The sequence below is a fragment of the Parahaliea aestuarii genome, assembly GCF_008064635.1.
GTDB lineage: Bacteria > Pseudomonadota > Gammaproteobacteria > Pseudomonadales > Halieaceae > Parahaliea > Parahaliea aestuarii.
In genome coordinates, this window is the sequence record NZ_VRYZ01000002.1 from 363,876 (window position 1) to 388,976 (window position 25,101).

The following is a 25,101-nucleotide window of genomic DNA, read 5'->3' on the forward strand; positions in this document are numbered from 1 at the left end:
GCATCTGCTAGCGTCGGCGCATCAACGCCTGTACACGGGCGATATACCGGAGCCGATATGCCCAACTGCAAAACCGCCACGCACAGTCATCCGCTGGGTATCGCGCTCATCGCGCTCTGCCTGCTGCTGGCCAGCGGCGCAAGCCGCGCCGGCACCGCCGCCATCGCCATGCCCGAACCCCACGCCGCGGAAGCCGCCGCTGCGGTTCTGCAGGAGGGCGGCAACGCGGTAGACGCCGCCATCGCCGCCGCCTTTGTGCTGGCCGTCACCTATCCCGAGGCCGGCAATATCGGCGGCGGCGGTTTCATGCTCAGCCTGATGGATGGCGAGGCAAACTTCCTGGACTTCCGTGAGCGCGCCCCGGCCGCGGCAAGCCGCGATATGTACCTCAACGACGACGGCCGGTTTCGCCAGCAGGATGCGCTGATCGGCGGCCTGGCCTCTGGCGTGCCCGGCACCGTGGCCGGCCTGGCCGCGGCCCACGAACGCTACGGCAGCCTGCCCTGGAAGCGCCTGCTGCGCCCCGCCATCGACCTCGCCTACCGCGGTTTCATCGTGCCGGACGATCTCGCCAGCCTGGCCGAGGAAGCCGGGGCCGAGTTTGCGGGGATCACCAATTTCGCCAGCTACTTCGGCCAGCTGAAAGCCGGCGAACGCTTTCCCCAGGCCGATCTCGCCACGACGCTGATGCGCATCGCCGAGGACCCGGACGATTTCTATCGCGGCGTCATCGCCAAACAGATCCTGCGCACCATGCAGACCAGCGGCGGACTGATCAGCGCCCGGGACCTGGCGGACTACCGGCCCGTGTGGCGCCAGCCCCTGCAGCAGCAGTGGCGCGATGTCACCGTGCTCACCGCACCGCCGCCCAGCTCCGGCGGTATCGCCCTGCTGCAACTGCTGCAACTGCGCGACCTGTCCGGGCAGCACTTCGCCGGGCTGGCCCACAACAGCCCGGCGTACATCCACCTGCTGGCGGAGCTGGAAAAACGCGCCTTTGCCGACCGCGCCGAGTACCTGGGCGACCCCGACTTTGTCGAGGTACCCGTTACAGAGCTGCTGGATGAAGACTATCTCGCCAGCCGCGCCGCCGGTGTGCGGCCCAACAGCATGTCCTCCCCCAGCGCGGTAAAGCCCGGGCTGGAGCCCACCGAAACCACGCATTTTTCAGTGCTCGACGGCAGCGGCAACGCCGTTTCCCTCACCTACACGCTGAACTGGGACTTCGGCTCCGGCGTGGTGGTGGCCGGTGGCGGCTTCCTGCTGAATAACGAGATGGACGATTTCTCCGCCGCCCCCGGCGTGCCCAATGCTTTTGGCGTCATCGGCAACGAGCGCAACGCCATCGCTCCCGGCAAACGCATGCTGTCCTCCATGACCCCCACCATCCTGCTGCGCGGCGGCCAGCCAGCACTGGTGCTGGGCAGTCCCGGCGGCAGCACCATTTTCACCTCGGTATTCCAGGTGATCCTCAATCTCGAGGACTTCGGCATGCCCCTGCAGGCCGCGGTGGATGCCACCCGCTTCCACCACCAGTTGCCGGAGGCCACCCTGCTGCGCCACGACCAGCGCGAGATTCCCAGGGCCACCCTGAAGGGACTGAAGGCCCTGGGCTATACCGTGGAGCCCAACAGCTGGGGTGATCTCGGGGACGTGCAGGCTATTCGCATCGGTGCTGACGGTATCGAGGCGGCCGCCGACAGCCGCGGGCGCGGCGCCGCGCAGGTGCTGGAGATCGACTGACCGGCGGCAGGTTCCCATAGCTATACCGGGGCCCGCTGAATCCCCGGCGGTGGCTGATGCGGAAGGAAAAAGCTCTGATAATGCCCCCAGCGTCGGGGCTCAGCCCGCGACAATCCAAGCAGATAACAGGAGTAAACACATGGGACTGGCGAGTATCGGCTATCTGAGAATCCAGGCGAGCGACGCCGGCGCCTGGATGGACTTTGGCACCGGGGTCCTGGGCCTGATGGACGCCGGGCGCGAGGACGCCGCCGGCGCCCGCTTCCTGCGCATGGACCGGCATCCCTTCCGCTTCATGATTGAACCCGGCGACAGCGACCGCCTGCTGGCCTGCGGCCTGGAATACCGCTGCAAGGACGATTTCGACAGCGTCTGCGCCGACCTGGAGAGCGCCGGTTTCAGTGTTACCGCCGGCGACGGCGCCCAGGCGGCACGCCTCTGTGTCAGCGAATTCGCCAGCGTCACCGATCCCGCCGGCAACCTGCTGGAACTCTACTGGGGCCGCAAGCTGGACTACCAGCCGCTGGTCTCGCCCACCGGCGTGTCCGCCTTTGTCACCGGCGATGAATACACCGGTGACATGGGCTTTGGCCACGCGGTGATTCCGGCCCCGGACATCGAAGCCAGTATCGACTTCTACACCGGCCTGATCGGCCTCGCCATCAGCGACGACCTCTACCCGCCGATGCCCGAGGGCGCGCCCGAAGCCCGCGTGGTGTTCATGCACGCGGACAATCCGCGCCAGCACTCGCTGGCCCTGTACAACCAGCCCAGCCCGCTCGGCGTGGTACACATGATGGTGGAAGTGAGCACCCTGGATGAGGTGGGCCGGGGGCTGGACCGCGCCAACAAGGGCGGGCACCCGGTGATCGCGAGCCTCGGCCGCCATGTGAACGACAACATGTGCTCCTTCTATGTGCTGGCACCCGGCGGTATCGCGGTGGAGTACGGCTACGACGGTTTGCTGGTGGACTGGGAGACCTACACTCCCACCGTCAGCACCGAGGGCGACCTGTGGGGGCACGAGTACAGCTTCCCCGGCTGACGTCTGCCGCCAGCGGCGGAGTCCGGCCGGACTCCGCCCGCTCTTCGTTCAGGGCGTTTTAACTTCCACCTGGACCGGAATCCAGCGACTCTGGATATAGGACAGGGTGCCGCTGCTGCGCATCAGCTGCAGGGCCTTGTTCAGCTCATCCCGCAGCGCCACATTGCCCTTGTTGACCGCCCAGGCCAGCATTTCCTCCGTGAGGGGAGAATAAGTGCTGATCAGGTCTTCATTCTCGGCGCTGTTTGCCAGCTGCCAGCTGGTGGGCGCATCGTGGATGTAGAGGTCAATGCGGTCGGCCCGCAGCGCGCTGAAGGCCTGCTCCGGGTCGGCGAAAAAACTGACTTCGGCATCCGGCAGCTCCCGCGCGGCGAAGGCCGCACCGGTGGTCTCTGGCTCCACTCCTACACGCACGCCCTCGCGAAACACCGCCCAGGGCTGGGCGAAACGGGCGATCTTGTCGCGGTGCATGATGGCCATCTGCCCCACCTGCATATAGGGCTCGGTGAACTCCACTTTGCCGCTGCGCCCGGCGGTGACGCTGAGGCCGGACATCAGCACATCGACTTCGCCGGCCTGCAGGGCGGGGATCAACTGCTCGAAGGCCATCGGCACCAGTTTCACTTCACGGCCCAGGATTTTGCCGACGGCAGTGGCGTTGTCGGCCTCGATGCCGACCACCCGGCCCTCTTCGCGATAGGCCAGCGGCGGATAGTCGGGGGACATCCCCACCCGCAGTGCCTGGGCGTAAACCGGCGCGGCGCACAGCAGGCACAGTGCGACAAATGTTGTTAGTGTTTTCATGACACGACCCGATAACAGAATGCCCAGCATGGTAGGTGACTTGCCCGGGGCTCGCAATCGACGCCGCTCAATGCACCTTTCGACACGCATCAATTCACTGGCCGCAGGCGCCAGGCGCTGGCCACAGCGGCAGCCGCCAGCAGTGACAGCAGCAACAGAACCATCGCCGTACCCCAGGTCGCGTCCACCCAGCCGAGCAGGCCGCCGCTCAACAGCAGCAGGCCGATCACCGTGTTGCTGACCGCGGTGTAGCTGGCGCGATTGTCGCTGCCCGCCATGTCTACCAGGTAGGTCTTGCGGCCGATACGCGCGCCCTGGTGTGCCACTGCCGCCACAAACAACAACAGCCCCGCCAGTGGCGGGTAACCCAGCCATGGTGCGTGCACGGCATTGAGCATGAGGGTGGCCAGCATCAGCACCAGCGACAGGCCCGCCGCCGCGGCCATCACCTTTTCCGAGGCGCTGTCGGACCAGCGCCCCCACAGGTGGCCGGACAGCAAGCCGGCCAGCCCCTCGGCCAGCAACAGCGCGGCGAAGCCGAGACCGCCCTCGCGACTGTTCTGCTGGATCATGACTACCAGGTAGGGAATGGCAAAGGCCGTACTCACCAGCAGTGCCCGGGCGATCACGAAGTGACGCAGGTCGGCATCGCTGCGCAGCAGGCCCACGCTGCGGATGGCCTCGGTAAAGGCATTGCCGCCGCCCTCGGTGGCTCCCGCCACTTCCGGTACCCCGGCATATACGGCCGCCGCCAACATCCACAGTACGGCGCAACCCGCCAGCAGGGCCGCGAAGAACCAGCGATTGCCACCCGCCGGCTCGCCGCCGGCCAACAGCGGCACCAGCAGCAGTGCACCCGCCACCGCCAGGGTGATGGCTCCGGAAGCCGAGGCCGCCAGTCCGCCGAGTCGGCCGCGGCGACTTTTGGACACGGTTTTGCCGAGCACATCCTTGGCCGCCACCGAGCACACGCCGCGGCTGAGACTGAACAGGGCGAGCAGGCCGATGACTGCGAGCCCCAGGGCGTTGCCCTGCAGTGTCAAAACGGCCACCACCATCAGCGCCAGGCACAGGCCCTGGCCGATACTGCCTCCCACCCAGAAGAATTTTCGCAGGGGGTGAACCCTCATTGCCTGGGCGACGAACAGCTGGGGCAACAGGGAGAGGGATTCCCGCAGGGGCACCAGCATGGCGATATACACCGCGGGCGCACCGAGGGACGACAGCATCCAGGCCAGCACCAGGCGCGAGCTGGTAAGGGCGTCGCCGATCTTGGTCAGGATCTGCGACAGCAACTGCAGGGTGAAGGCCAGCGGCTGGTCGTTGCAGGCCTCCTCGGGAATATCGCGACAAACCCGGGCGTCCTCGTCCTCCGCCATGGCGCTGTAGATGCGCTCGCTCAGCTGCTGCCTGTCCGCCACTGGTTCGCCCCCTGTCCGGTGAAACGGCAAATTCTGCCGGCATTGCTGTGCGCGCCGCAAGCCGCGGATGACGCTGCACCACAACGGCTGGCATAATCCGGGCCTTTGCCGCAGCGCGAAGGCCGCACCATGAACCAAAGCCCCCCACCCCAGGCCTGGATGCAGGAGAGTCTGCGCGAGGGTTACAGCGCCCTGTCCCGCGGTGATCACCAGGGCGCCATCAACGGTGCCCGCCGGGTACTGACCGCCAAGCCCGATCTGCCGGAGGGGCATTTCCTGGTCGGCCTGGTGGCCCAGGACCGCAGCGACCTGGCCACCGCGGTGCAGGCTTTTGGCTCGGTCACCAAGCTGGCGCCGGCGCACAGCGCCGCCTGGGCCCAGCTGGCGCGCCTGTTCATGCGCATGGGACACATCAACCGCGCCGACGAGGCGCTGGCCCAGGCCGTCGCCCACCAGGACGGCAACCCCGCAGTGCAGGACGCGATCGCCACGGTGTACAGCCTGCTGGGGGACCAGCAGGCCGCTTCCGAATGGCTGGAGCGGGCGCTGGCACAGCAGCCGCAGCACCTGGGCTTCCTGATCAATCGCGCCAACAACCGCATGTTCCTCGGCGACTTCGACGGCGCCGAGGACAGCCTGCACAAGGCGCTGGCGGTCAATCCGGACAACGCCAACGCGCACTGGCTGCTGTCCAACCTGCGCCGCGCCGGCGACCGCTCCCACATCGACCGGCTGCAACAACTGCTGGCGGTCGAGCGCCCTCCCCGCGACCAGGCCTATCTCAACTACGGCCTGGGCAAGGAGCTGGAGGACCTCGGCGACTGGGAGGAGGCCTTCGCCGCCTTTGCCGCCGGCGCCGCCGCCCGTCGCAGCGTGCTGGCCTACGACGAAGCCGCGGAAGTCGCCATGTTCGAGGCGCTGCAACAACAGCTGGACCGCGACTGGCTGGACAGCCGGCCCCCGGGCTGCCCCGACCCCTCGCCCATTTTCATCATCGGCCAGCCGCGCACCGGCACCACACTGGTGGAGCGCATCATCACCAGCCACTCGCAGGTGCACTCCGCCGGCGAGTTGCGCCAGTTCGACAGCGCCATCCGGCGACTGGTGAATTACCGGGGTCGTGCCCGCCACTCGGCGCAACTGGTGCAGCAGGCCAGCGAGATCGACGTACAGCGCCTGGGCGAGGCCTACCTCAGCACCAGCCGCCAGCTGCGCGGCACCCTGCCGCGTTTTGTCGACAAGCTGCCCACCAACTACCGCTACCTGCCGCTGATCCTCGCCGCCCTGCCCAACGCGAAAGTCATTCACCTGCAGCGGGATCCGATGGACGCCTGTTTCGCCAGCTTCAAGCAACTGTTCGCCGACGCCTACCCCCACTCTTACGAGCAGCGGGAAATGGGCCGGCACCACGCCCGTTACTTCCGCCTGATGCAGTGCTGGCGCGAACGCTTCGGCGATCGCTTCCTCGACCTGCCCTACGAAACGGTGGCCGCGGACCCGGACACTCACGCCCGCCGCCTGATCGATTTTCTGGAGCTGCCCTGGGAGGACGCCTGCCTGGACTTCCACCGCCAGAGCGGCGCCGTCACCACCGCCAGCGCGGTGCAGGTCCGCGAAGCGGCACACACCCGCTCGGTAGGTCGCTGGCGCCGCTACGAAAGCCAGCTGGCGCCGCTGCGGGAAACGCTGGAGGCGGAGGGGATTCCGCTGCAACTGCCGCGCTGAAGCGTGCCGGCAGGCCTTTTTTGCGGTTTTCGCTGATTTGCGGTAATGCCAGCGTCCACCGATTGGCGCAACGAATCCGCGCTCACAGTACCCGTTGAGCGCCGACGCGACCTATTTTGTACCAACGGCATGATAAGCATCCCCATCTACCCCCAAGGGGGTAGACCTTTTTAATGGCGGCGTATTGAATTGCCCCGGCCGATTTCGTAGCCTGAATTTGCCTTTGCCGACACAGTAAAAATCAGGTGCCGGACTGTTATAGACAGTCTGAGCGCCAAATAGAAAGCCCTGTGTCGGCCACCGAAATGACCATAAATTCTCTAAGAGTTTCGGGTGGCCCTATGACGCCCGCAAGCTGATTATTTCGTCCGGCCCAATCGCCGGGCGGTAAGCATACTTGGATAACCCCAGGGGGAGTCATGAGCCTGTCCAACCGTCGCCGCAACCCGGCGCTGCCCACCCGCAGCACCGTTCCGTCAATGCCCAACCCAGTGCCACGCACACCGCGTCGCGGCCTGGCTCTTGCGGTTTCCACCGCCCTGCTGGCGGGCAACGCCCAGGCCCAGCAACTGGAAGAAGTCATTGTTACCGCCACCAAACGCGCCGAGTCGGTGATGGATGTGCCGCTGGCGGTCACCGCCCTGTCCGGCGACTTTGTGCGCGACGTCAACCTCGACGACGTCAAGGACCTGGTGTTCTTCACCCCCGGGGTCACCGGCAACTCCAAGGACAGCTTCCTCGACTCCATCGCCGTGCGCGGCATTGTCACCAACGACTTCGGCAACGGTGGCGACCCGTCACTGGGTGTCTACAAGAACGGCTTTTACCAGGGCCGCAACGGTGCCGCTGTCACCAGCCTCTACGACCTGGAGCGCTCGGAAGTGCTGCGCGGCCCCCAGGGTTTCCTGTTCGGGCGCAACTCCATTGCCGGCGCGCTGAACATCATCACACGCAAGCCGGTGCGCGGCGACGCCGACAGTTACGCCGATGTGCGGGTGGGTGAACGCGATATTTTCCGCGCCGAAGGCGGCACCAATTTCGACCTGGGCGACAGTTTTGCAGTCCGCGTGGCAGGTCTCTACTCCACCGAGGATGGCTATGTAGAGAACGAGATCAGCGGCGACGACTTTATCGAGCACGAGAAAAGCGCCTTTCGCATCACCGGCACCTACGACGGCGGCGGCGCCCTGAGCGCAACCCTCTACCTCGATTACGAAGACCGCGAGCAGTCCGGCACGATCTACCGGGCCACCGGCAAGGGGCCGGCCTACGACTTCCTGGAAAGCATCTACGGCGAGCTGCCCGTGCCCGGCGATGACCGCGACGTGCGTATCGACGAGCCGCTGAACGGCATCATCGACAACGGCGAAGTGTGGAGCGCCGGGCTGGAGATCAACTACGACCTGGGCTGGGGTACGCTGACCTCCCTGACCGGCTACAAGGATCACAACTACCACTACACCGAGGACTTCGACGGCACCGCGATCGCCATTTTCAACTACGAGCAGATCCAGTCCGGCGACTATTTCGAGCAGGAATTGCGCCTGACTTCGGACAACGAGGGCATGTTCAACTGGTACGCTGGGCTGAGCTATTACCGCGAGGAACTGGACACCGAGTTTCTCGGCCAGCAGGACGAAGACCTCTACTGCAATGTGTATTGGGGTGATAGTTGCGAGGGTGTGTTCGACTACTACAACAATGCCTACGACGGCGCTTACGCCTATGTGCTCTACGACTACTGGGGCACCTACACCTGGAGCCCCAGCCCCAATAACGGCCTGATCGATGACTGGAACCGCACCCGCGGCACCTTCTCCGGCTGGGCCGCCTATGTCGACCTGCAGTTCCAGTTCTCCGAGCAGTGGGACGCCGCCATCGGCGTGCGCTACAACGACGACGAGAAGAAGATGAGCCAGGAAGTGCTCACCGACCGCAACCAGAGCATCCTCGGCCAGGTGGTGCAGACCGGATTCACCACGCCCCAGGGGCCGGTGTCCGACACCGTCACCTGGACCAAACCCACCTACCGCGGCGTGCTCAACTGGCATCCGACTGACGACGACCTGCTGTACGTGAGTGTCACCACCGGCTACAAGCAGGGCGGCTTCAACAGCTTCTCCGTCGATCCGGGCGGCCCCTTCAGCGGGGTGGAAGCCCTGCCGGGCGTGCACCGCCCCTCCACCTTCGATGAGGAGACAGTCATCTCCTACGAAGTGGGCTACAAGGGCAGCCAGCTCGACGGCGCCAGCCAGTTGCAGCTGAACGCCTTCTACTACGAATACGAGGACCTGCAGGCCACCTGCAGCGAACCCGGTTCGCCGGTAACCGTGGTCTGCAACACCGGCCAGATCGACGGCCAGGGTCTGGAGGGCGTCTGGAACCTCGCCTTCGCCGACTACTGGCGCCTGAACCTGGGCTTCTCCTGGTTCGACAGCGAGGCCACCGGCGTACAGGCCTTCTGCCAGAACGGCGAGGAGTGGCTCGGCGACGAGAACGCCTGCGAAGGATCGCCCCGCCCCGGTATTCCCGAGTACACCGCCTTCGCTTCGCTGAATGGCAACTTCCCCTTCGGCAGCGGCGAACTGTTCGGCAACCTGGTGGCGAGCTGGGAGGACGGCGCGCCCTCCAACTGGGAGCCGGACAACGCCATCACCCGCGCCGCGGGCTGGCGCTACACGGGCGAGTACACCGAGATGCAGGCCACCGCCGGTTACCGCGGTGCCGCCGGCTGGGCCCTGTCCGTATTCGTGGAGAACCTGCTGGATGAGGAGTATTACGACTCAGGCAACGGCATGACATCCGCCAGTTCACCCTTTGTGCAATCCGACATCAGCCCGAGCCGCCCGCGCACCGTGGGTCTGCGCTTCAGCTACGGACTCTAAGCGGTAACCTTATGTCCAGACTACGCAATCTCAGCCGCCGGGACTTCCTCGGCGGTGTCGCGCTGGGTGCCGCCGCGGGCGGCCTCGGTGGCATCCCCGGACTCGCCCGGGCGCTGGAAAGCCAGGGCGGTGCGACCTATCCACCCGCCCTGACCGGCCTGCGCGGCAGTCATCCGGGTTCCTTTGAAGTCGCGCACTCGGTGGCCTGGGCCGGCGCCAAATACCCGGTGCCAAAGCAGCAGACCGACAAAACCTACGACCTGGTGGTAGTGGGGGGCGGTATTTCCGGCCTCGCCGCGGCCCACTTCTATCGCCAGAAGATGGGCCCCGGGGCCAGTATCCTGGTCCTGGACAACCACGACGACTTCGGCGGTCACGCCAAGCGCAACGAGTTCAGCGTCGATGGCAAGCAACTGATCTGCTACGGCGGCAGCCAGTCCATCGACACGCCTGGGTCCTACTCGCCGCAGTCGGCGCAATTGCTTAGGGATGTCGGCATCGACACCGAGCGCTTCTACGACTACTTCGACCAGGGCTTCAACCAGCGCAGGGACCTGCAGCGCGGTTACTATTTCAGCGAGGGGGCCTACGGCCGCGATGTGGTGGCACCGCACTTTGACGCTGCGGGCGGCGCCGACGCGGTCAGGCGCAACGCCGATATCGTGGGCAGCTATCCCCTGCCCCCCGAGGTGCGCGCCGCCCTGCTGCAATTGCTGGGCGCGGACACCAACTACCTGGCCCACTTGCCCCGGGAGCAGCGCCCGGCCTACCTGCGCAGCATCACCTACCGCGAATTCCTGCTGGATGTCGTCGGCGTACCGGAGCCGGTCTACATTCTGCTGCGCGACAATATCCGCGGCTGGTGGGGTGTCGGCTGGGATGCGCAATCGGCGCTGGAAGCCGTGCGCATGGGTATGCCCGGCACCGCCCACCTGGACACCGGCGACATCAAGCAGCGCGAACCGGAACGCAACGAGCCCTACATTTTCCACTTCCCCGACGGCAACGCCGGGGTGGCCCGCTCGCTGGTACGCAAGCTGATTCCCCAGGCGGTACCCGGCAGCACCATGGAAGACCTGGTACTGGCGCGGGTGGATTACAGCCTGCTGGACCGGCCGGAAAACGCCTGTCGCATCCGCCTCAACAGCACCGCGGTCAATGTCCGGCACGGCCCCGAACAGAAACACGTCGACGTCACCTATGTGCGCGGCGGCGATGTCTACCGGGCGCGCGGCAAGCACGTGGTGATGGCCTGCTACAACGACATCATCCCCTATATCTGCCCGGAGCTGCCCGCTGACCAGCGCGAAGCCATCGAGTACTCCACCAAGGTGCCTCTGGTCTACATCAGCATCGCAGTGCGCAACTGGCGCGCCTTCGCCGACCTCGGCTACAGCCAGTTCAGCATTCCCAACCCGGACATGATGCATTCCATCGGCCTCGACTTCCCGGTCAGCATGGGTGGCTACCAGTTTGCCGACGACCCGGACCAGCCCACCGTCCTGCACGGCTCCTTCGTACCCTGCGCTCCCGACCAGGGGCTGCAGGCGAAGGAACAGCACATCCGCGGCCGGCGCCAGGTCTACGAAACCTCCTTCGAGCAGTTCGAGGAGCACGTCGTGTCCACCCTCGACGGCGCCCTCGGTGGCGCCGGCTTCGATGCCGAACGGGACATGGCTGCGCTCACTGTAAACCGCTGGCCGCATGGCTACGCCTACGAATACAATGAGTACTCCGACCCGCCGGAGTATGGCCCCGATAACGGCCCCCACCTGCTTGGCGCCCGCCAGCTTGGCCGCATTTCCATCGCCAACTCCGATGCTTCGGCCTATGCCTTCGTCAACGGCGCCATCGACGCCGCCTGGCGAGCGACCAATGAACAACTGAGAGACTGATATGGAAACCAGCGCTACCGCGCTTTCACTGGTGCCTACCGCACTGGTGTTCATTCTCGCCGTGTGGACACGGCGTCCCATTGAATCCTTGATCTGCGGCGGCCTGCTGGGCCTGATCATGCTGCACGGCTGGGGCTTTGTCGGCGGCCTTGCGGAGACGTCCCTGCGGGTGCTGACCGACGAGGACGTGGCCTGGGTGGTGCTGGTCTGCGGCTTTATGGGCAGCCTGATCGCCCTGCTGATCCGCACCGGTTCCGCCCGCGCATTTACCGCGATGCTGGCCAGGCGGGTACAGAGCCAGAAGAGCGCCCTGCTCACCACCTGGGGCCTGGGTATCGTCATGTTCGTGGACGACTACCTGAACTCCCTGGCCGTCGGCGCCGCCATGCGCGACCTGACGGACAAATTCCGGGTGTCACGGGAAAAACTGGCCTATGTGGTGGACTCCACCGCCGCGCCGATCAGCGTCATCATCCCCTACTCCACCTGGGGCGCCTTTTTTGGCGGGCTGCTGGTGTCCAATGGACTGGCGGAGGAAGGCCAGGGCCTGGCGGTGTACATCTCCGCCATTCCCTACATGTTCTACGCATGGGCCGCCGCCCTGCTGGTGCCGCTGGTAATCTGGGGGGTGATCCCCGCCATCGGCCCAATGAAAAAGGCCGACGCCCGCGCCGAGGGCGGCGTGATGGTGCCGCCGGACGCGGAGCACATCGAGCAGGCCAATCGCGCGGTGAAGGTCAGCAGCGACGTGAAACCGCGGGTGTGGCTGTTCGTGGGGCCCATGGTGCTACTTGTCGGCAGCACCATGTACTTCGACAACGACTTCCTGGTGGGCATCTACATCACCCTCGGGGTTACCGTGGCGGTGATCATGGGCATGCGCCTGCTGGACATGCACGACGCCTTCGACACGGTGATCGAAGGCTTCAAGACCATGATCGAACCACTGGCGGTGCTGATCGCGGCCTTTATCCTCAAGGACGTGAATGACGCCCTCGGCCTGCCCGGCTATGTGGTCGGCGCCATGGAGCCGATCATGACCGCGCAGCTGCTGCCGGCGGCGATCTTCGTCAGCATGGCCCTGGTGTCCTTTATGACCGGCTCCAACTGGGGGGTATTCGTCATCGTGCTGCCCATCGTCACCACCCTCGGGCAAAACCTGGGTGCCGACATGACCCTGGTGATCGGCGCCACCCTGAGCGCCAGCACCTTCGGCAGTCACGCCTGTTTCTACTCAGACGCCACGGTACTGACCTCGCAGGCCACCGGCTGCACCCCCCTGCAGCACGCCATTACCCAGTTCCCCTATGCACTGATTGCGGCGGGCGTCACGCTGCTCGCCTACCTCGCGATCGCTTTTATGTAAGTCACCCGTCAACCCGAAAAAAAAACTGAAAGGAGTTTCACATGCGCCTGACTACCACCGCTTTAACCACGCTTTGCGCCGCCCTGTTGAGTAGTTCACTGGCCGTGGCCGGCGAAGTCATCAAGCCCGCCGAGATGAGCAGGGATGACCTGGCCGGGAAGCTGTTCGACAGCCCCGACACCAAAAAGACCGAGCGCGACAGCGGCACTGTCCTGGATGTCACTTCGCTGCTGAGTTCCGACAAGAAGTTTGCCTCGGGCATGTACAAAGCCCCCGCCTCGCGCTGGGAAATCAACGAGCCCTACGGCGTCGACGAGTTCATGTACTTCCTCGAGGGCGGCGTCACCCTGACCTCCTCGGACGGCAGCGTGCAGACCATCGAGGCCGGTGAAGCTGTGACCATTCCCAAGGAGTGGACCGGGGTGTGGGAGACCGAAGGTTATACCAAGATCTGGGTTATCTACTCCGAGGACGGTTCCGGCCTGGAGTAAGGCTCAGTCGAACTGCGAGCGAAGCAACTCGAAGCAACGCTTGCGGTCTTCCAGGTAGTACATATTGCTCACCACCATGATCTCGTCGGCGGCGTAGCGATCAGCCAGTGCCAGTAGCTGGCTGCGCACCTGTGCCGGCGTGCCCACCGCGCGATTGCGGTTGCGGCTGGCGATAAAGGCCTCTTCCCGGGGGCCGATGGGCCAGGCCAGGGCCTGCTCGGGGGTCAGGGACTGGCCGTCACTCTGCCCGGTGACAAAGCGGTAGAAATTGAGATCGAAGGTCAGTTGCAGGGCCTTCGCACGGACCTCGTCATCGGCGCAGAACACGCTGGTGGTGACAATGGCATAGGGCTCGTGCTGCAGTTCTGAGGGCGTGAAGTGGGCCTTGTACAGGTGCACCAGTTCGGCGGCGGCCTGGGGATTGATGAACAGGCCGAGGTTGTAGGGCAGTCCGCGGCGCGCGGCGAGCACTGCGCTGTCGGGGCTGGACCCCAGCATCCACAGGGGCAGTCCTGGTGGCGGCCGCGGGCTGACCAGCGGTTTCGCCGCCGGATTCCACAGGTAGTCGCTGAGCGCCTCCACCAGCTGGGGAAAACGCTCGAATTTCGGCCGGCCGTCGGTGGCCAGGGCCACTGCCGTGGACATATCCGCCCCCGGCGCGCGCCCCACGCCCAGGTCGATACGCCCGGGATAGAGATTGGCCAGCAGTGAGAAGACTTCGGCGATTTTGTAGGCGCTGTAGTGCGGCAGCATGATGCCGCCCGAGCCCAGCCGAATCTTCGACGTGGCGGCGCCGAGGGCCGCCAGCAGCACTTCCGGCGCGCTGCCCGCCACCGAGGGAAAGGCGTGGTGCTCCGACACCCAGAAGCGCCCGTAGCCCAGCGCCTCGCAGTAGCGCGCCATTTCCAGCGATTCCTGCAAGGCCTGCTCCGGCGCATCCGCCGAACGCGCCAGTGATTGATCCAGTACCGACAGTTTCATGGGCTCCAGCCTGTCATACCCCCAGCCGGGCCTTCAACAGCAGTTCAGTGCGCCGATCCGGCAGTAACACGCTGCGCTCCACCCGGAAGCAGGGCAGCAGCGAACCCAGTTCACCCTGTGGGTGGGGCTGGTAGTCCGGCGGAATACTGACGCGCTGGCGCACCGTGAGATTGCCGCTGTCGGCAATGCCATAGTATTGGGAGGACGCTGCGGTGCGCGCATTGTGGGGCGCAAAGCAGTGGCCGAGACTGTCCGGATGCAGGTGCGGACGCAGCATGGCCATCAGCGCGCCAATGGCATCGCGATTGAGGAAGTTGAGGACATCCCAGAAGAAACACAAGTCGAAGAGCGCGCCGCCGGGCAGGGCCAGGGCGCGCTCGAAACGCTGCTCCAGGCTGGGTTCACCCTCCGCGCCGCGGCGCAGGGGCAACTCCTCGTACAGGTCGGCAAAGTGCAACTTGCAGCGATAGTCACTGAAGAAGTTGACGGTTTCCGGCAGTGCCGGCCCGATATGTAAAACCGTCAGCGGCCAATCGTCGTCAACGTGTTCAAACAGTGCGGGCAGCAGCCGGGAAGGCTGGGTGGTGGTCATAAAATGCGGCGGGCCGCCACCGGGGCAGCCCGCCTGTCCGTTTGCAATCGATCAACCGCTCTTGAGGTCGAGACCGGGAGCCGAGCTGGTCGGCGCCGCAGCGGGCTTGGCAGCGGGAGCTGGCGCCGGTTTGGCGGCGTTCTTCTCGCCCGGGTCCATATCGATGGAACCCTTGAACACCGCGCCGTCCTCCAGGGTCATGCGCGGGGCGATGATGTTGCCGCGCACATGGCCTGTCTTGGCGATGATGACTTTTTCGCCACCGGTAATATCGCCGGTGACCTCGCCATTGACGATGACGGTGCGGCCCTTGATATCCGCCTTCACTTTGCCGGACTCGCCCACGGTGACCTCGTGGGCGGCCAGGTCGATACTGCCTTCCACGGTGCCGCGAATGACCAGGTCTTCGTCGCCGGAGACCTCACCCTTGATCTTGATACTCGGTCCAATCACTGCTGCGTTCCTCGGGGTCGATAATTGCTGGTACTGACTGGGAGACGGTGGCGGCGCTACCTCAGGCGTCGCAGCGGCAGGTGCCGGCGCGGGTGCTGGTGCGGGACGTTCCGAAGCCTTGCCCTTGTCTTTATTGCGTTCAAACATCGTGTTCACCACGTTGACTCATTGTGGAGCGGTCATGCTAGCAGCCTGTCAAGAAGGGGGCCAGTATTGTGTGAGAGAGATCACATTTTTCTCTCTCAACGCGCCAGACTACGGCCCGGCCGCCGCCTGCAAGGCCTTGATCAGCTGCCCCTCATTCTCGATCTCGTCGCTGACGCCCTCGATGCTGCGCCGGGACACCGAGCGGCGGCCGGCGTTGAATACGGCGATGTCGTCAAAAATCGACAGGCTGGTGGTTTCCTCTACCTCGAGCTGGATCACCGGCTCCCCGGTCACGCTGATCACGATCACCGCATTGATCTGGGAGCCACCGGCGGTATCCACCGACAGCCCGCCGCCAATCGTCAGCAGGCTTCCGTCCGAGCTCACATCGACAACGGAGCGCCGGTTCAGCGCCAGGCTGCCGTCGACCGTCAGGTTGCCCTGGGCGCGGAGCACCAGGGGCGGGTCTGAATCCGGCCCGTTAAGGGTGAAGTCGCCACCAATCGTGATATCGCGGCTGGAACTCAGCGTGCCCGCGCCATCGAGGGTCAGGTCGCCAGACAGGGCGAGCAGGACGTCTTCAATATCGCTGTAACGGAAGCCGACAGGGTCTGCCCCATACTGCACCTGGGCGGAGGTATTACCATCGAGGGTAAAGCGCAGTCCCGGGGATGCCCCGGATCCGCCGGTCTGGTCGATCGATAGCACGTCGAGACCGGCCAGTCCCGCAACACTCCCGGACAGCCGATGGGAACCCAGCAGGAAGGTATCGTTGCCGTCGGTCCCCACCAGATTCTCGATACTTTCAAACGCGCTTGAGGAAAGTACCTGGCCCGCCGCATCGCGCTGCTGTGCTACCCCGCTGTCATCGCCCTCAAGGGCAAAGTAGTTGAGGCCCAGCAGGGTATCGGAGTCGCCGGCAGCGGCAGACACCGAACCGCGGATCAGCCCGTCCACGCGACCGTTACTCAGGTCGAAACTGTCGTCACCATCGGTTCCAGTCAGATTCTCGATACCCGAGAAGGTCAGCCCGTCCGCACTGCCGCGGTTCACGCCATCGAGATGGTAGTCACTGGCCCCGCTCAGGCTGTCGTCACCGCCGGCGGTGCCCACCAGGTTTTCGATATCGCGAAAAGCGGTGGCGTCCGCGGTGCCGCTGCGGCCACCCTCACCACTGGCCGGGTCGAGTTGATAGGCGCTGAAGTTTTCCAGCGTATCGCCGCCACTGCCCTGGCCCAGACCATCGATAGAACCCGACAGGCTGCCGCCCTCCCCGCGCGCAAAGCGGTCATCTCCCCCGGTGCCAACGAGATTGGCGATACGCGAGAAGCGGATGCTGTCGTCGGCGGTCCCGGCATCAGCCCCGTCGATACGGTACCTGGACGCGCCGCTCAGTACGTCACCGGCAGCGCCGGTCCCCTCCAGTACCTCGATGTTGGCAAAGCGCGCTCCATCGGCGGTTCCGCCGCGCACACCACCCGCACTCGCCTCGTCCAGGATGAACTGGCTGAAGTTGGCCAGCAGATCGCCATTGGCACCCTGCCCGAGGCCGTCGATACTGCCGTCGAGGCGTCCGCCCTCCTCGCGAATAAAGCGGTCGTCGCCCGCGGTGCCCACCAGGCTCTCGATGTCGATGAAGCGGATCATGGCCGCCACGGTACCGCTGTTCTCACCCTTGATAACGTAGTCACTGCCACCCACCAGGCGATCTTCAGCAGACGCGGTACCGACCAGCACTTCAATATTGCTGAAGGCTACGCCGTCGGCGCTGCCGCTGCCCGATTGTCCGCCGTCAGCCAGTTCGAACAGGCTGAAGTTTTCCAGGCGGTCACCGGCGGCAGCCGCGCTGGCATCGCTATTCGCTGGCCCGGCTGCGCCCTGGCCGGCGCCATCAATGCTGCCCGACAACGAGCCGCCGTTGGCGACAAAGCGATCGGCCCCGGCGGTACCCACCAGGTTCGCAATCTGGCGGAAGCGGAAACTGTCTGCGGTTCCGCCATCGAGTTCGGTCAGGCTGACATTGCTCACCCCTGCCAGCACATCGTTGGCACCGCCACTGCCGGTCAGGCTTTCAATACCGGTGAACTGGATGCCATCGGCACTGCCCGCTCCCTCACCGGTCACACTGAAGCGGGAAAAGCCAATCAGGTGATCGCCATCGCCACCCAGTCCGTCAATAATCCCGCTCAGCGAACCGCCCTGACGGGTAAAGGTATCGTCACCGTCGCTACCGTGGAGGTTCTCCACATTGAGGAATACCTGGCCGTCGGCGGTGCCTGAATCCTGCCCCTGCAATACATAGTTCGAGGCGCCCACCAGCGTATCGTTGCCCTCGCCCCCGTCGAGTTCGACCACGCCGCCAAAGCTGGTCGCGCTGAACGAGCTGACCAGAATCAGGTCGTCCTCCTTGCTGAAGATCTCCTGCTGGGTACTGCCGGCGAGGTCCCCGGTGGACTGCACGATTTCCACACCCGATACACGCACACCACCGCCGGTAACAAATTCTCCCGAGCCAAGGGTGATACCGGCGCCCTGGTTCTCCAGCGTATCCTGGCCGCCGTTGCCCTGGATCTGGGTAACGCCAAGGAAGGTGTTGCCCAACTGGGTGTCGACCGTCAGCGAAGTACCGCTGAGGCTGAATACCTCACTGGCGCCGCTGCCGGACACCGGGCCGGTACTGTTAATCGTGCCGATATTGCTGACAGCGATACCGCCACTGCCAATCGTAAAGCCGGCGTTCTGTAGCACCACACCGGCGCCGTTCAGGCTCAGGCTTTCGTTGCCGTTGCCGCTGAGCAGGCTGACCCCGGTAAACAGGATCGACGGCGCAGGGCTGGTCAGGCGGACACCGTCACTGCCGACCAGGTCATAGGCGGCGGAAATCCCACTGGCACTGAGTTGACCGGTACGACTGACCGTTTCAATATTGCGCACCACGGTGGCATTGTTGACCCGCAGCGTGGCGGGCGCGGTGATATCAACGCTGTTGCCCGATGCCTGCGCGAGCGTCAGGCTGTCACTGCCGCCAGCGGCGTCAATCGACCCGCTGATCACGCCGCCCGCGAGGAATTCGAAACTGTCCGCCCCGGCCGATCCGGTCAGGCTTTCAATGCTGGTGAACTGACCGCCGTCGACCGTCCCCGCGTTGGCGCCGGTGATGCGATAGTTCCGGCCCCCGGTGATCAGATCGGTGCCTGCGAGTCCGGAGATCAGGCCGTCCACACTGCCGCCGGCAAGCGTGAACACGTCATTGCCGGTGGTACCGCGCAGGTTCTCGATACTGCTGAAGGTAAAGTTGTCCGCGGTGCCGCTGTTGTTGCCACTGATATTGAAGTTGCTGGCTCCCTGCAGGGTATCGCTCCCCCCGAGGCCGTCGATGGAGCCGTCGAGTGCACCGCCCTCGATGGAAAACAGGTCGTTGCCCGCCGTGCCACTGAGGTTCTCGATACGGCTGAATACTGTCGATCCGGCGGTGCCGCTGTTGCTGCCGGAGATGGCGTACAGGGTGGCGCCGCGCAAGGTATCCGCACCTGCCCCACCGTCAATACTCCCGCTCACGCCAAAGCCCGCCAGGTCGAAACTGTCGTTGCCACTGGAGCCGAGCAGGTTTTCAAATCCGCTGTAGACCACCGGGCCACCATTGATACGGGTGCTGTCGATACCTGTCTGCACAAAACTGGAAGCGCCGGCCACCGTCAGGGTGTCGTTGGCGGCATTGGCTTGAACGATATCGATATTCAGGCCGTCCATACCCGCCGTGTAGGTAATGGTAGAGGCATAGCTGATCGTATCCGCGAAGCCGGTGACACCGTCGACCGTTCCGCTGAGGCTGCCACCTGCCAGGAAATTAAAGGTATCGTTGCCGGTGGTGCCGGCCAGGTTCTCTACGTTCTGGAAGCCGACACCCAGGGAATTGGCGGTGCCGCGATTGGCCCCGTCGATTTCGTAGAAGCTGGCACCGGCAATAGTGTCAGTACCCAGCAGGCCGTCGATCAGACCGCTGAGGGTAGCGCCCGCCAGGAAGGTGAAAGTATCACTGCCGCCACTGCCGGAGAGATTCTCTATATCGCTGAAGCCGGTGCCATTGCCGGTGCCGGCGTTGGCGCCCGAAACAACGAAGGTGCTTGCGCCAGCGAACGTGTCGTCGCCGGCGAGCCCTGCCAGGGTGCCGCTGATCGAGCCACCCTGCAAGGTGAAGCTGTCATCGCCCGCGGTACCGCGAAGATTTTCCACCCCGGTGAAGTCCGCGACACTGCTGCTGCCACTGTTGCTGCCGGTAACAATGAAAGTGTTCGCTCCAGCCAGGGTGTCGTTCCCCGCCAGCCCGGATACCGAACCACTCAGGCTGCCGCCAGCGGCGAAGTTGAAATTGTCATCGCCCGCGGTGCCCGTGAGGTTTTCCACATTGCTGAAGGCAACCGTGCCCGCCGTACCGGCATCGGCGCCGGTGATAGCGTAGAGCGCCAGGCCGAGGATGGTATCGCTGCCGCCGGCGCCGTCGATGGTGCCCGACAGGCCCCCCGCCGCCAGGTCAAAGGTGTCGTTGCCGCTCGAACCCAGCAGATTCTCGAAACCGCGGTAGATGACGGGCGTACCATTGATCTCCGTTTCATCCAGTGCGGTCTGCACAAAGTCGGAGGCACCCAGTACCGTCAGGGTATCGCCTGCGCCATTGGCCTCGACAATGTCGATATTCAAGCCGGTGGAACCCTCGGTGTAGGTCACCGTTTCGGTAAAGCGCACGGTGTCGGCCGCGCCGCTGACACCGTCCACCGTGCCGGTCAGGCTGCCGCCCGCCAGGAAACTGAAAATATCGTCGCCACCGGTGCCGCTGAGGTCTTCTACATTGCTGAAAGCAATACCCGCGGCTGTCCCGCTGTTGGCGCCGTTAATGTCGAAGGCCGCCAGTCCGGCAATTTCATCGTCGCCGGAGGCGCCGTCGATCGCACCGGTCAGTGTTCCGCCAGTGAAGGTGAAGGTGTCATCGCCGCTGGAACCGGTCAGGCTTTCAACGTTACTGAAGCTGCTGCCATCGGCAGTGCCGGCGTCGGTGCCGCTGATGGTGTAAAGCGTCGCGCCGGCAATCGTATCGCTGCCCGCGTCACCATTGATGGTGCCAGACAGTGTTCCGCCGGCAAAGGTGAAAGTATCGGCATTGGCGCTGCCAGTCAGGTTCTCGATATTGCTGAAGTTCCCGCCGTCCGCGGTACCGGCATTGGTGCCGGTGATGCTGTAGGTCGAGGCGCCCACAATCGTGTCGCTGTCGTCGCCGCCATCGATTGATCCGCCGAGCGTTCCGCCAGCGAAAGTGAAGGTATCGTTCCCCGCCAGCCCGGATACCGACCCGCCGAGGCTGCCGCCAGCGGCGAAATTGAAGTTGTCATCGCCCGCGGTGCCGCTGAGGTTTTCCACATTGCTGAAGGTAACCGTGCCGGCCGTACCGGCATCGGCGCCGGTGATGGCGTAGAGCGCCAGGCCGAGGATGGTGTCGCTGCCGCCGGCGCCGTCGATGGTGCCCGACAGCCCCCCCGCCGCCAGGTCAAAGGTGTCGTTGCCGCTCGAACCCAACAGATTCTCGAAACCACGGTAGATGACGGGCGTACCATTGATCTCCGTTTCATCCAGTGCAGTCTGCACAAAGTCGGAGGCGCCCAGTACCGTCAGGGTATCGCCTGCGCCATTGGCCTCGACGATGTCGATATTCAAGCCGGTGGAACCCTCGGTGTAGGTCACCGTTTCGGTAAAGCGCACGGTGTCGGCCGCGCCGCTGACACCGTCCACCGTGCCGGTCAGGCTGCCGCCCGCCAGGAAACTGAAAATATCGTCGCCACCGGTGCCGCTGAGGTCTTCTACATTGCTGAAAGCAATACCCGCGGCTGTCCCGCTGTTGGCGCCGTTAATGTCGAAGGCCGCCAGTCCGGCAATTTCATCGTCGCCGGAGGCGCCGTCGATCGCACCGGTCAGTGTTCCGCCAGTGAAGGTGAAGGTGTCATCGCCGCTGGAACCGGTCAGGCTTTCAACGTTACTGAAGCTGCTGCCATCGGCAGTGCCGGCGTCGGTGCCGCTGATGGTGTAAAGCGTCGCGCCGGCAATCGTATCGCTGCCCGCGTCACCATTGATGGTGCCAGACAGTGTTCCGCCGGCAAAGGTGAAAGTATCGGCATTGGCGCTGCCAGTCAGGTTCTCGATATTGCTGAAGTTCCCGCCGTCCGCGGTACCGGCATTGGTGCCGGTGATGCTGTAGGTCGAGGCGCCCACAATCGTGTCGCTGTCGTCGCCGCCATCGATTGATCCGCCGAGCGTTCCGCCAGAGAAGGTAAATGTATCGTTCCCCGCCAGCCCGGATACCGACCCGCTGAGGCTGCCGCCGGCGGCGAAGTTGAAATTGTCATCGCCCGCGGTGCCTGTGAGGTTTTCCACATTGCTGAAGGTAACCGTGCCGGCCGTACCGGCATCGGCGCCGGTAATGGCGTAGAGCGCCAGGCCAAGGATGGTATCGCTGCCGCCGGCGCCGTCGATGGTGCCGGACAGTCCCCCCGCCGCCAGGTCGAAGGTGTCGTTGCCGCTCGAACCCAGCAGGTTCTCGAAGCCGCGGTAGATCACGCCGGTGCCGTCGACCTCGGTTTCATCCAGGCCGGTCTGTACAAAGTCGGCCGCCGCCGCGGCAGTCAGGGTATCGCCGGCACCGTTGGCCTCGACGATATCGATGTTCTGCCCTTCGCTGCCGGCGCTGAGTGTCGTGGTCGCTGCGTACGTCACGGTATCCGCCGCGCCACTCACGCCGTCCACCCCGCCGCTCAAACTGCCGCCTGCGGCGAAGTTGAAGTTGTCGTCACCGGTGGTGCCGGTGAGGTTTTCCACATTGCTGAATGCTACGGTGCCGGCCGTACCGGCATTGGCGCTGGTAATGGCGTAGAGCGCCAGGCCGAGGATGGTGTCGCTGCCGCCGGCGCCGTCGATGGTGCCGGACAGGCCACCCGCCGCCAGGTCGAAGGTGTCATTGCCACCGGAACCCAGCAGGTTCTCGAAGCCGCGGTAGACCACGCCGGTGCCGTCGACCTCGCTTTCATCCAGGCCGGTCTGTACAAAGTCGGCCGCCGCCGCGGCAGTCAGGGTATCGCCGGCACCATTGGCCTCGACGATATCGATGTTCTGCCCTTCGCTGCCGGCGCTGAGTGTCGTGGTCGCTGCGTACGTCACGGTATCCGCCGCGCCACTCACGCCGTCCACCCCGCCGCTCAAACTGCCGCCTGCGGCGAAGTTGAAGTTGTCGTCACCGGTGGTGCCGGTGAGGTTTTCCACATTGCTGAAGGTAACCGTGCCGGCCGTACCGGAATCCGCACCGCTGACGGCGTAAGCGGACAGTCCGGCAATCTCATCGTCGCCGGCGGCACCGTCTATCGCACCGCTCAGTGTCCCGCCGTTGAAAGTGAAGGTGTCATTGCCAGCGGAGCCGGTCAGGTTTTCCACATTGCTGAACGCCACCGTGCCTGCGGTACCGGCATCGGTACCGGTGATGGCGTAGAGCGCCAGGCCGAGGATGGTGTCGCTGCCGCCGGCGCCGTCGATGGTGCCCGACAGGCCACCCGCCGCCAGGTCGAAGGTGTCATTGTCACCTGAGCCCAGCAGGTTCTCGAAGCCGCGGTAGACCACGCCTGTGCCATTGACCCCGGTTTCATCCAGAGCGCTTTGCACAAAGTCGGCGGCCGCAGCAGCAGTCAGGGTATCGCCGGTGCCATTGGCCTCGACGATATCGATGTTCTGCCCTTCGTTGCCGGCGCTGAGGGTGGTCGTGTCGGCGTAGCTCACCGTGTCCGCCACGCCACTCACGCCGTCCACCCCGCCGCTCAGGCTGCCGCCAGCCTGGAAAGCAAAGCTGTCATCGCCCGTGGTGCCAGCGAGGTTCTCAATTCCGGTGAAGTCGTGGCCATTGGCGGTGCCTTCATCGGCGCCGGAGATAATGTAACTGCTGGCGCCCTGCACGGTGTCACCCGCCGAGCCGCCGCTGATGGAGACCGACGCCGAGGTAAGGGTGGCAGTGCCCAGGTCCAGTACACCGACACCGGTCTGGCCGATGTTCAGTGCCAGGTCACCGTTTTCGAAAGTGGCTGCGCCGAGGTAGATATCCTCACCCGCCGTCAGGGTCAGCGTGTTACCGCCAATATCAATGGCGACGTCATCGTCCACCGTAATATCCGGGGGACCGGTATTTGCATCAGCCGTAGTCACTACGAGGTTGCCGGAACCCAACTGCGCCTCGATCCAGCCGTCGTTGATCTCATTCCTGTCGGGTGGATCAGCGGGGTCGGTATCGTCACCATCAACGATATTCACCGAGCCTGGATCCAGCAGTAGCGTCCCCGCCTCCCCCGCCGTCGCGCTCAGGTCGGCGTGGCCGGAAATCTGCAGATACTGCTTGCCGGACACTTCGGCAAAGCCGCCGTCACCTGAAATACGGCCGCCGCGGGCCTGAATATCACCGGCAAAGGTCGTGGCGTGATCGGCCCACACAATCACCCTGCCGCCATCGCCGGCGCTACCGGCACTGGCGTTGAGCAGCGCGCCGGCTTCGACCCGGGTATCGAAGGCATTCTGTACCTCGCTGTTGCCGCCGAGGTAGTCGCCACCGACCAGTATCTCACCGCCATCGCCATCGCCGCTGGCGTCGATAACGCTGCCGCTTGCGACGTGCACAGTGTCACCCAGCAGCCGCACACTGCCAGCCTCCTGCTCACCGAAGCCCTGCGCCTCGATGATGCCGCTGTTGTTCACGGCGCTGTCGAACAGGCCCCGTGATACATTCGCCTCCAGCAGCACACGGCCGCCGGGGGCGGACAGCTGGCCGCTGTTCTCCACGCTCGCCTTCTCATCGAGCAGGTTCTCCAGCACCTCCTGACTCACCTTGACGCCGAGAAAGCCCTCCTGGTCGAAGGTGAGGAAGGCTTCACGCCCGCTGACCAGGTTGATATATCCCAATCGGGCGCTTACCAGCCCTTCATTCCTGACCTGCTCCCCGAGCAGGGTGACACCACTGGCGGCATTGATGATGCCGCTGTTTACCACGACCCCACCCTCGTCATCCACGGCGCGCAACTTCCACTCGCCGTTGAGAAAATCATCCTTGTCGAGCCACAGGGTGCTGGCGGTCAGGGCGCCCACATTGACATTGGCGTTCTCGCCGAAGATCACCCCGCGCGGGTTGATCAGCAAGACATGCCCATTGGCATTCAGTCGCCCCTGAATCTGGCTGGGGCCGTTCTGCAGAATCTGGTTGAGAACAACGGAGGAGCTGTGCGGCTGCAGGAAGTCGACAGATTCGTGGCGATCGATATTGAAGCTGTCCCACTGGATGCTCAGCAGGTCGCTCATCTGTTCGATGCGGGTATTGTGCCCGCTGCCGCTGATAGTGCCGGCGCCTCCGGTGATCTGCCCGCCTTCGGGCCCGGCGAAAGCCGGTGCGACACGCAAGCCGTAACTGGCAGTGGCCACTGCCAGGCACAAAGGCAGTAGTCGCCAGCGGCGCGGAAGGGTTGGCGGCTTGCTGTCAGTCATG

Annotated in this window: 13 protein-coding genes; 7 read left to right on the top strand and 6 right to left on the bottom strand. The window is 64.7% G+C overall.

Annotated elements, in window-relative coordinates:
- Positions 1-57: 57 nt before the first annotated feature.
- Together ggt and FVW59_RS05955 are read left to right on the top strand one after the other, a co-directional pair.
- The gene (gene ggt / locus FVW59_RS05950; RefSeq protein ID WP_148063311.1) at positions 58-1,743 is read left to right on the top strand and encodes a gamma-glutamyltransferase; all 1,686 of its coding nucleotides are present in this window, start codon (positions 58-60) and stop codon (positions 1,741-1,743) included.
- A gap of 139 nt (positions 1,744-1,882) precedes the next feature.
- Positions 1,883-2,788 carry a VOC family protein gene (locus FVW59_RS05955; RefSeq protein WP_148063312.1) on the top strand — a complete coding sequence of 302 codons (906 nt, stop codon included), beginning with the start codon at positions 1,883-1,885 and terminating at the stop codon, positions 2,786-2,788.
- A gap of 48 nt (positions 2,789-2,836) precedes the next feature.
- Here FVW59_RS05955 and FVW59_RS05960 read toward each other — a convergent pair whose 3' ends face one another.
- Entirely contained in the window at positions 2,837-3,592 is a 756-nt protein-coding gene (locus FVW59_RS05960; RefSeq protein ID WP_187275785.1) for a transporter substrate-binding domain-containing protein, read from the bottom strand.
- An 89-nt stretch (positions 3,593-3,681) separates the two neighbouring features.
- Positions 3,682-5,013: an MFS transporter gene (locus FVW59_RS05965; RefSeq protein WP_222711439.1), complete on the bottom strand. Its 1,332-nt coding sequence runs from the start codon at positions 5,011-5,013 to the stop codon at positions 3,682-3,684.
- 129 nt (positions 5,014-5,142) lie between these two features.
- Between FVW59_RS05965 and FVW59_RS05970 the strand changes: the two genes are divergently transcribed.
- The 5 genes from FVW59_RS05970 to FVW59_RS05990 all read left to right on the top strand — a co-directional run bounded on the left by FVW59_RS05970 (position 5,143) and on the right by FVW59_RS05990 (position 13,375).
- Positions 5,143-6,738: a tetratricopeptide repeat-containing sulfotransferase family protein gene (locus FVW59_RS05970; protein WP_148063314.1), complete on the top strand. Its 1,596-nt coding sequence runs from the start codon at positions 5,143-5,145 to the stop codon at positions 6,736-6,738.
- A 419-nt stretch (positions 6,739-7,157) separates the two neighbouring features.
- A complete protein-coding gene (locus tag FVW59_RS05975; RefSeq protein WP_246139647.1) occupies positions 7,158-9,623 on the top strand; it encodes a TonB-dependent receptor in 2,466 nt (821 codons plus the stop codon).
- Positions 9,624-9,634: 11 nt separating this feature from the next.
- Positions 9,635-11,518 (top strand): NAD(P)-binding protein, encoded by a 1,884-nt coding sequence (locus FVW59_RS05980; RefSeq protein ID WP_148063315.1) that lies wholly within the window; start codon positions 9,635-9,637, stop codon positions 11,516-11,518.
- A gap of 1 nt (position 11,519) precedes the next feature.
- On the top strand, positions 11,520-12,884 hold the full coding sequence (locus tag FVW59_RS05985; protein ID WP_148063316.1) for a Na+/H+ antiporter NhaC family protein: 1,365 nt from the start codon (positions 11,520-11,522) through the stop codon (positions 12,882-12,884).
- Positions 12,885-12,925: 41 nt separating this feature from the next.
- Entirely contained in the window at positions 12,926-13,375 is a 450-nt protein-coding gene (locus FVW59_RS05990; protein ID WP_148063317.1) for a cupin domain-containing protein, read from the top strand.
- A gap of 3 nt (positions 13,376-13,378) precedes the next feature.
- Here FVW59_RS05990 and FVW59_RS05995 read toward each other — a convergent pair whose 3' ends face one another.
- The 4 genes from FVW59_RS05995 to FVW59_RS06010 all read right to left on the bottom strand — a co-directional run bounded on the left by FVW59_RS05995 (position 13,379) and on the right by FVW59_RS06010 (position 25,100).
- Positions 13,379-14,356 carry an LLM class flavin-dependent oxidoreductase gene (locus FVW59_RS05995; protein WP_148063318.1) on the bottom strand — a complete coding sequence of 326 codons (978 nt, stop codon included), beginning with the start codon at positions 14,354-14,356 and terminating at the stop codon, positions 13,379-13,381.
- Positions 14,357-14,369: 13 nt separating this feature from the next.
- The gene (locus FVW59_RS06000) at positions 14,370-14,948 is read right to left on the bottom strand and encodes a hypothetical protein (protein ID WP_148063319.1); all 579 of its coding nucleotides are present in this window, start codon (positions 14,946-14,948) and stop codon (positions 14,370-14,372) included.
- 51 nt (positions 14,949-14,999) lie between these two features.
- Positions 15,000-15,401: a bactofilin family protein gene (locus FVW59_RS06005; RefSeq protein WP_246139648.1), complete on the bottom strand. Its 402-nt coding sequence runs from the start codon at positions 15,399-15,401 to the stop codon at positions 15,000-15,002.
- A gap of 255 nt (positions 15,402-15,656) precedes the next feature.
- Positions 15,657-25,100 carry a filamentous hemagglutinin N-terminal domain-containing protein gene (locus FVW59_RS06010; protein WP_187275786.1) on the bottom strand — a complete coding sequence of 3,148 codons (9,444 nt, stop codon included), beginning with the start codon at positions 25,098-25,100 and terminating at the stop codon, positions 15,657-15,659.
- Between the last annotated feature and the right edge of the window lies 1 nt (position 25,101).

Bases quoted from the DNA above. Each gene is read 5' to 3' on its own strand.
- ggt (WP_148063311.1), top strand. From the start codon at position 58: ATGCCCAACTGCAAAACCGCCACGCACAGTCATCCGCTGGGTATCGCG.
- FVW59_RS05955 (WP_148063312.1), top strand. From the start codon at position 1,883: ATGGGACTGGCGAGTATCGGCTATCTGAGAATCCAGGCGAGCGACGCC.
- FVW59_RS05960 (WP_187275785.1), bottom strand. From the start codon at position 3,592: ATGAAAACACTAACAACATTTGTCGCACTGTGCCTGCTGTGCGCCGCG.
- FVW59_RS05970 (WP_148063314.1), top strand. From the start codon at position 5,143: ATGAACCAAAGCCCCCCACCCCAGGCCTGGATGCAGGAGAGTCTGCGC.
- FVW59_RS05975 (WP_246139647.1), top strand. From the start codon at position 7,158: ATGAGCCTGTCCAACCGTCGCCGCAACCCGGCGCTGCCCACCCGCAGC.
- FVW59_RS05980 (WP_148063315.1), top strand. From the start codon at position 9,635: ATGTCCAGACTACGCAATCTCAGCCGCCGGGACTTCCTCGGCGGTGTC.
- FVW59_RS05985 (WP_148063316.1), top strand. From the start codon at position 11,520: ATGGAAACCAGCGCTACCGCGCTTTCACTGGTGCCTACCGCACTGGTG.
- FVW59_RS05990 (WP_148063317.1), top strand. From the start codon at position 12,926: ATGCGCCTGACTACCACCGCTTTAACCACGCTTTGCGCCGCCCTGTTG.
- FVW59_RS05995 (WP_148063318.1), bottom strand. From the start codon at position 14,356: ATGAAACTGTCGGTACTGGATCAATCACTGGCGCGTTCGGCGGATGCG.
- FVW59_RS06000 (WP_148063319.1), bottom strand. From the start codon at position 14,948: ATGACCACCACCCAGCCTTCCCGGCTGCTGCCCGCACTGTTTGAACAC.
- FVW59_RS06010 (WP_187275786.1), bottom strand. From the start codon at position 25,100: ATGACTGACAGCAAGCCGCCAACCCTTCCGCGCCGCTGGCGACTACTG.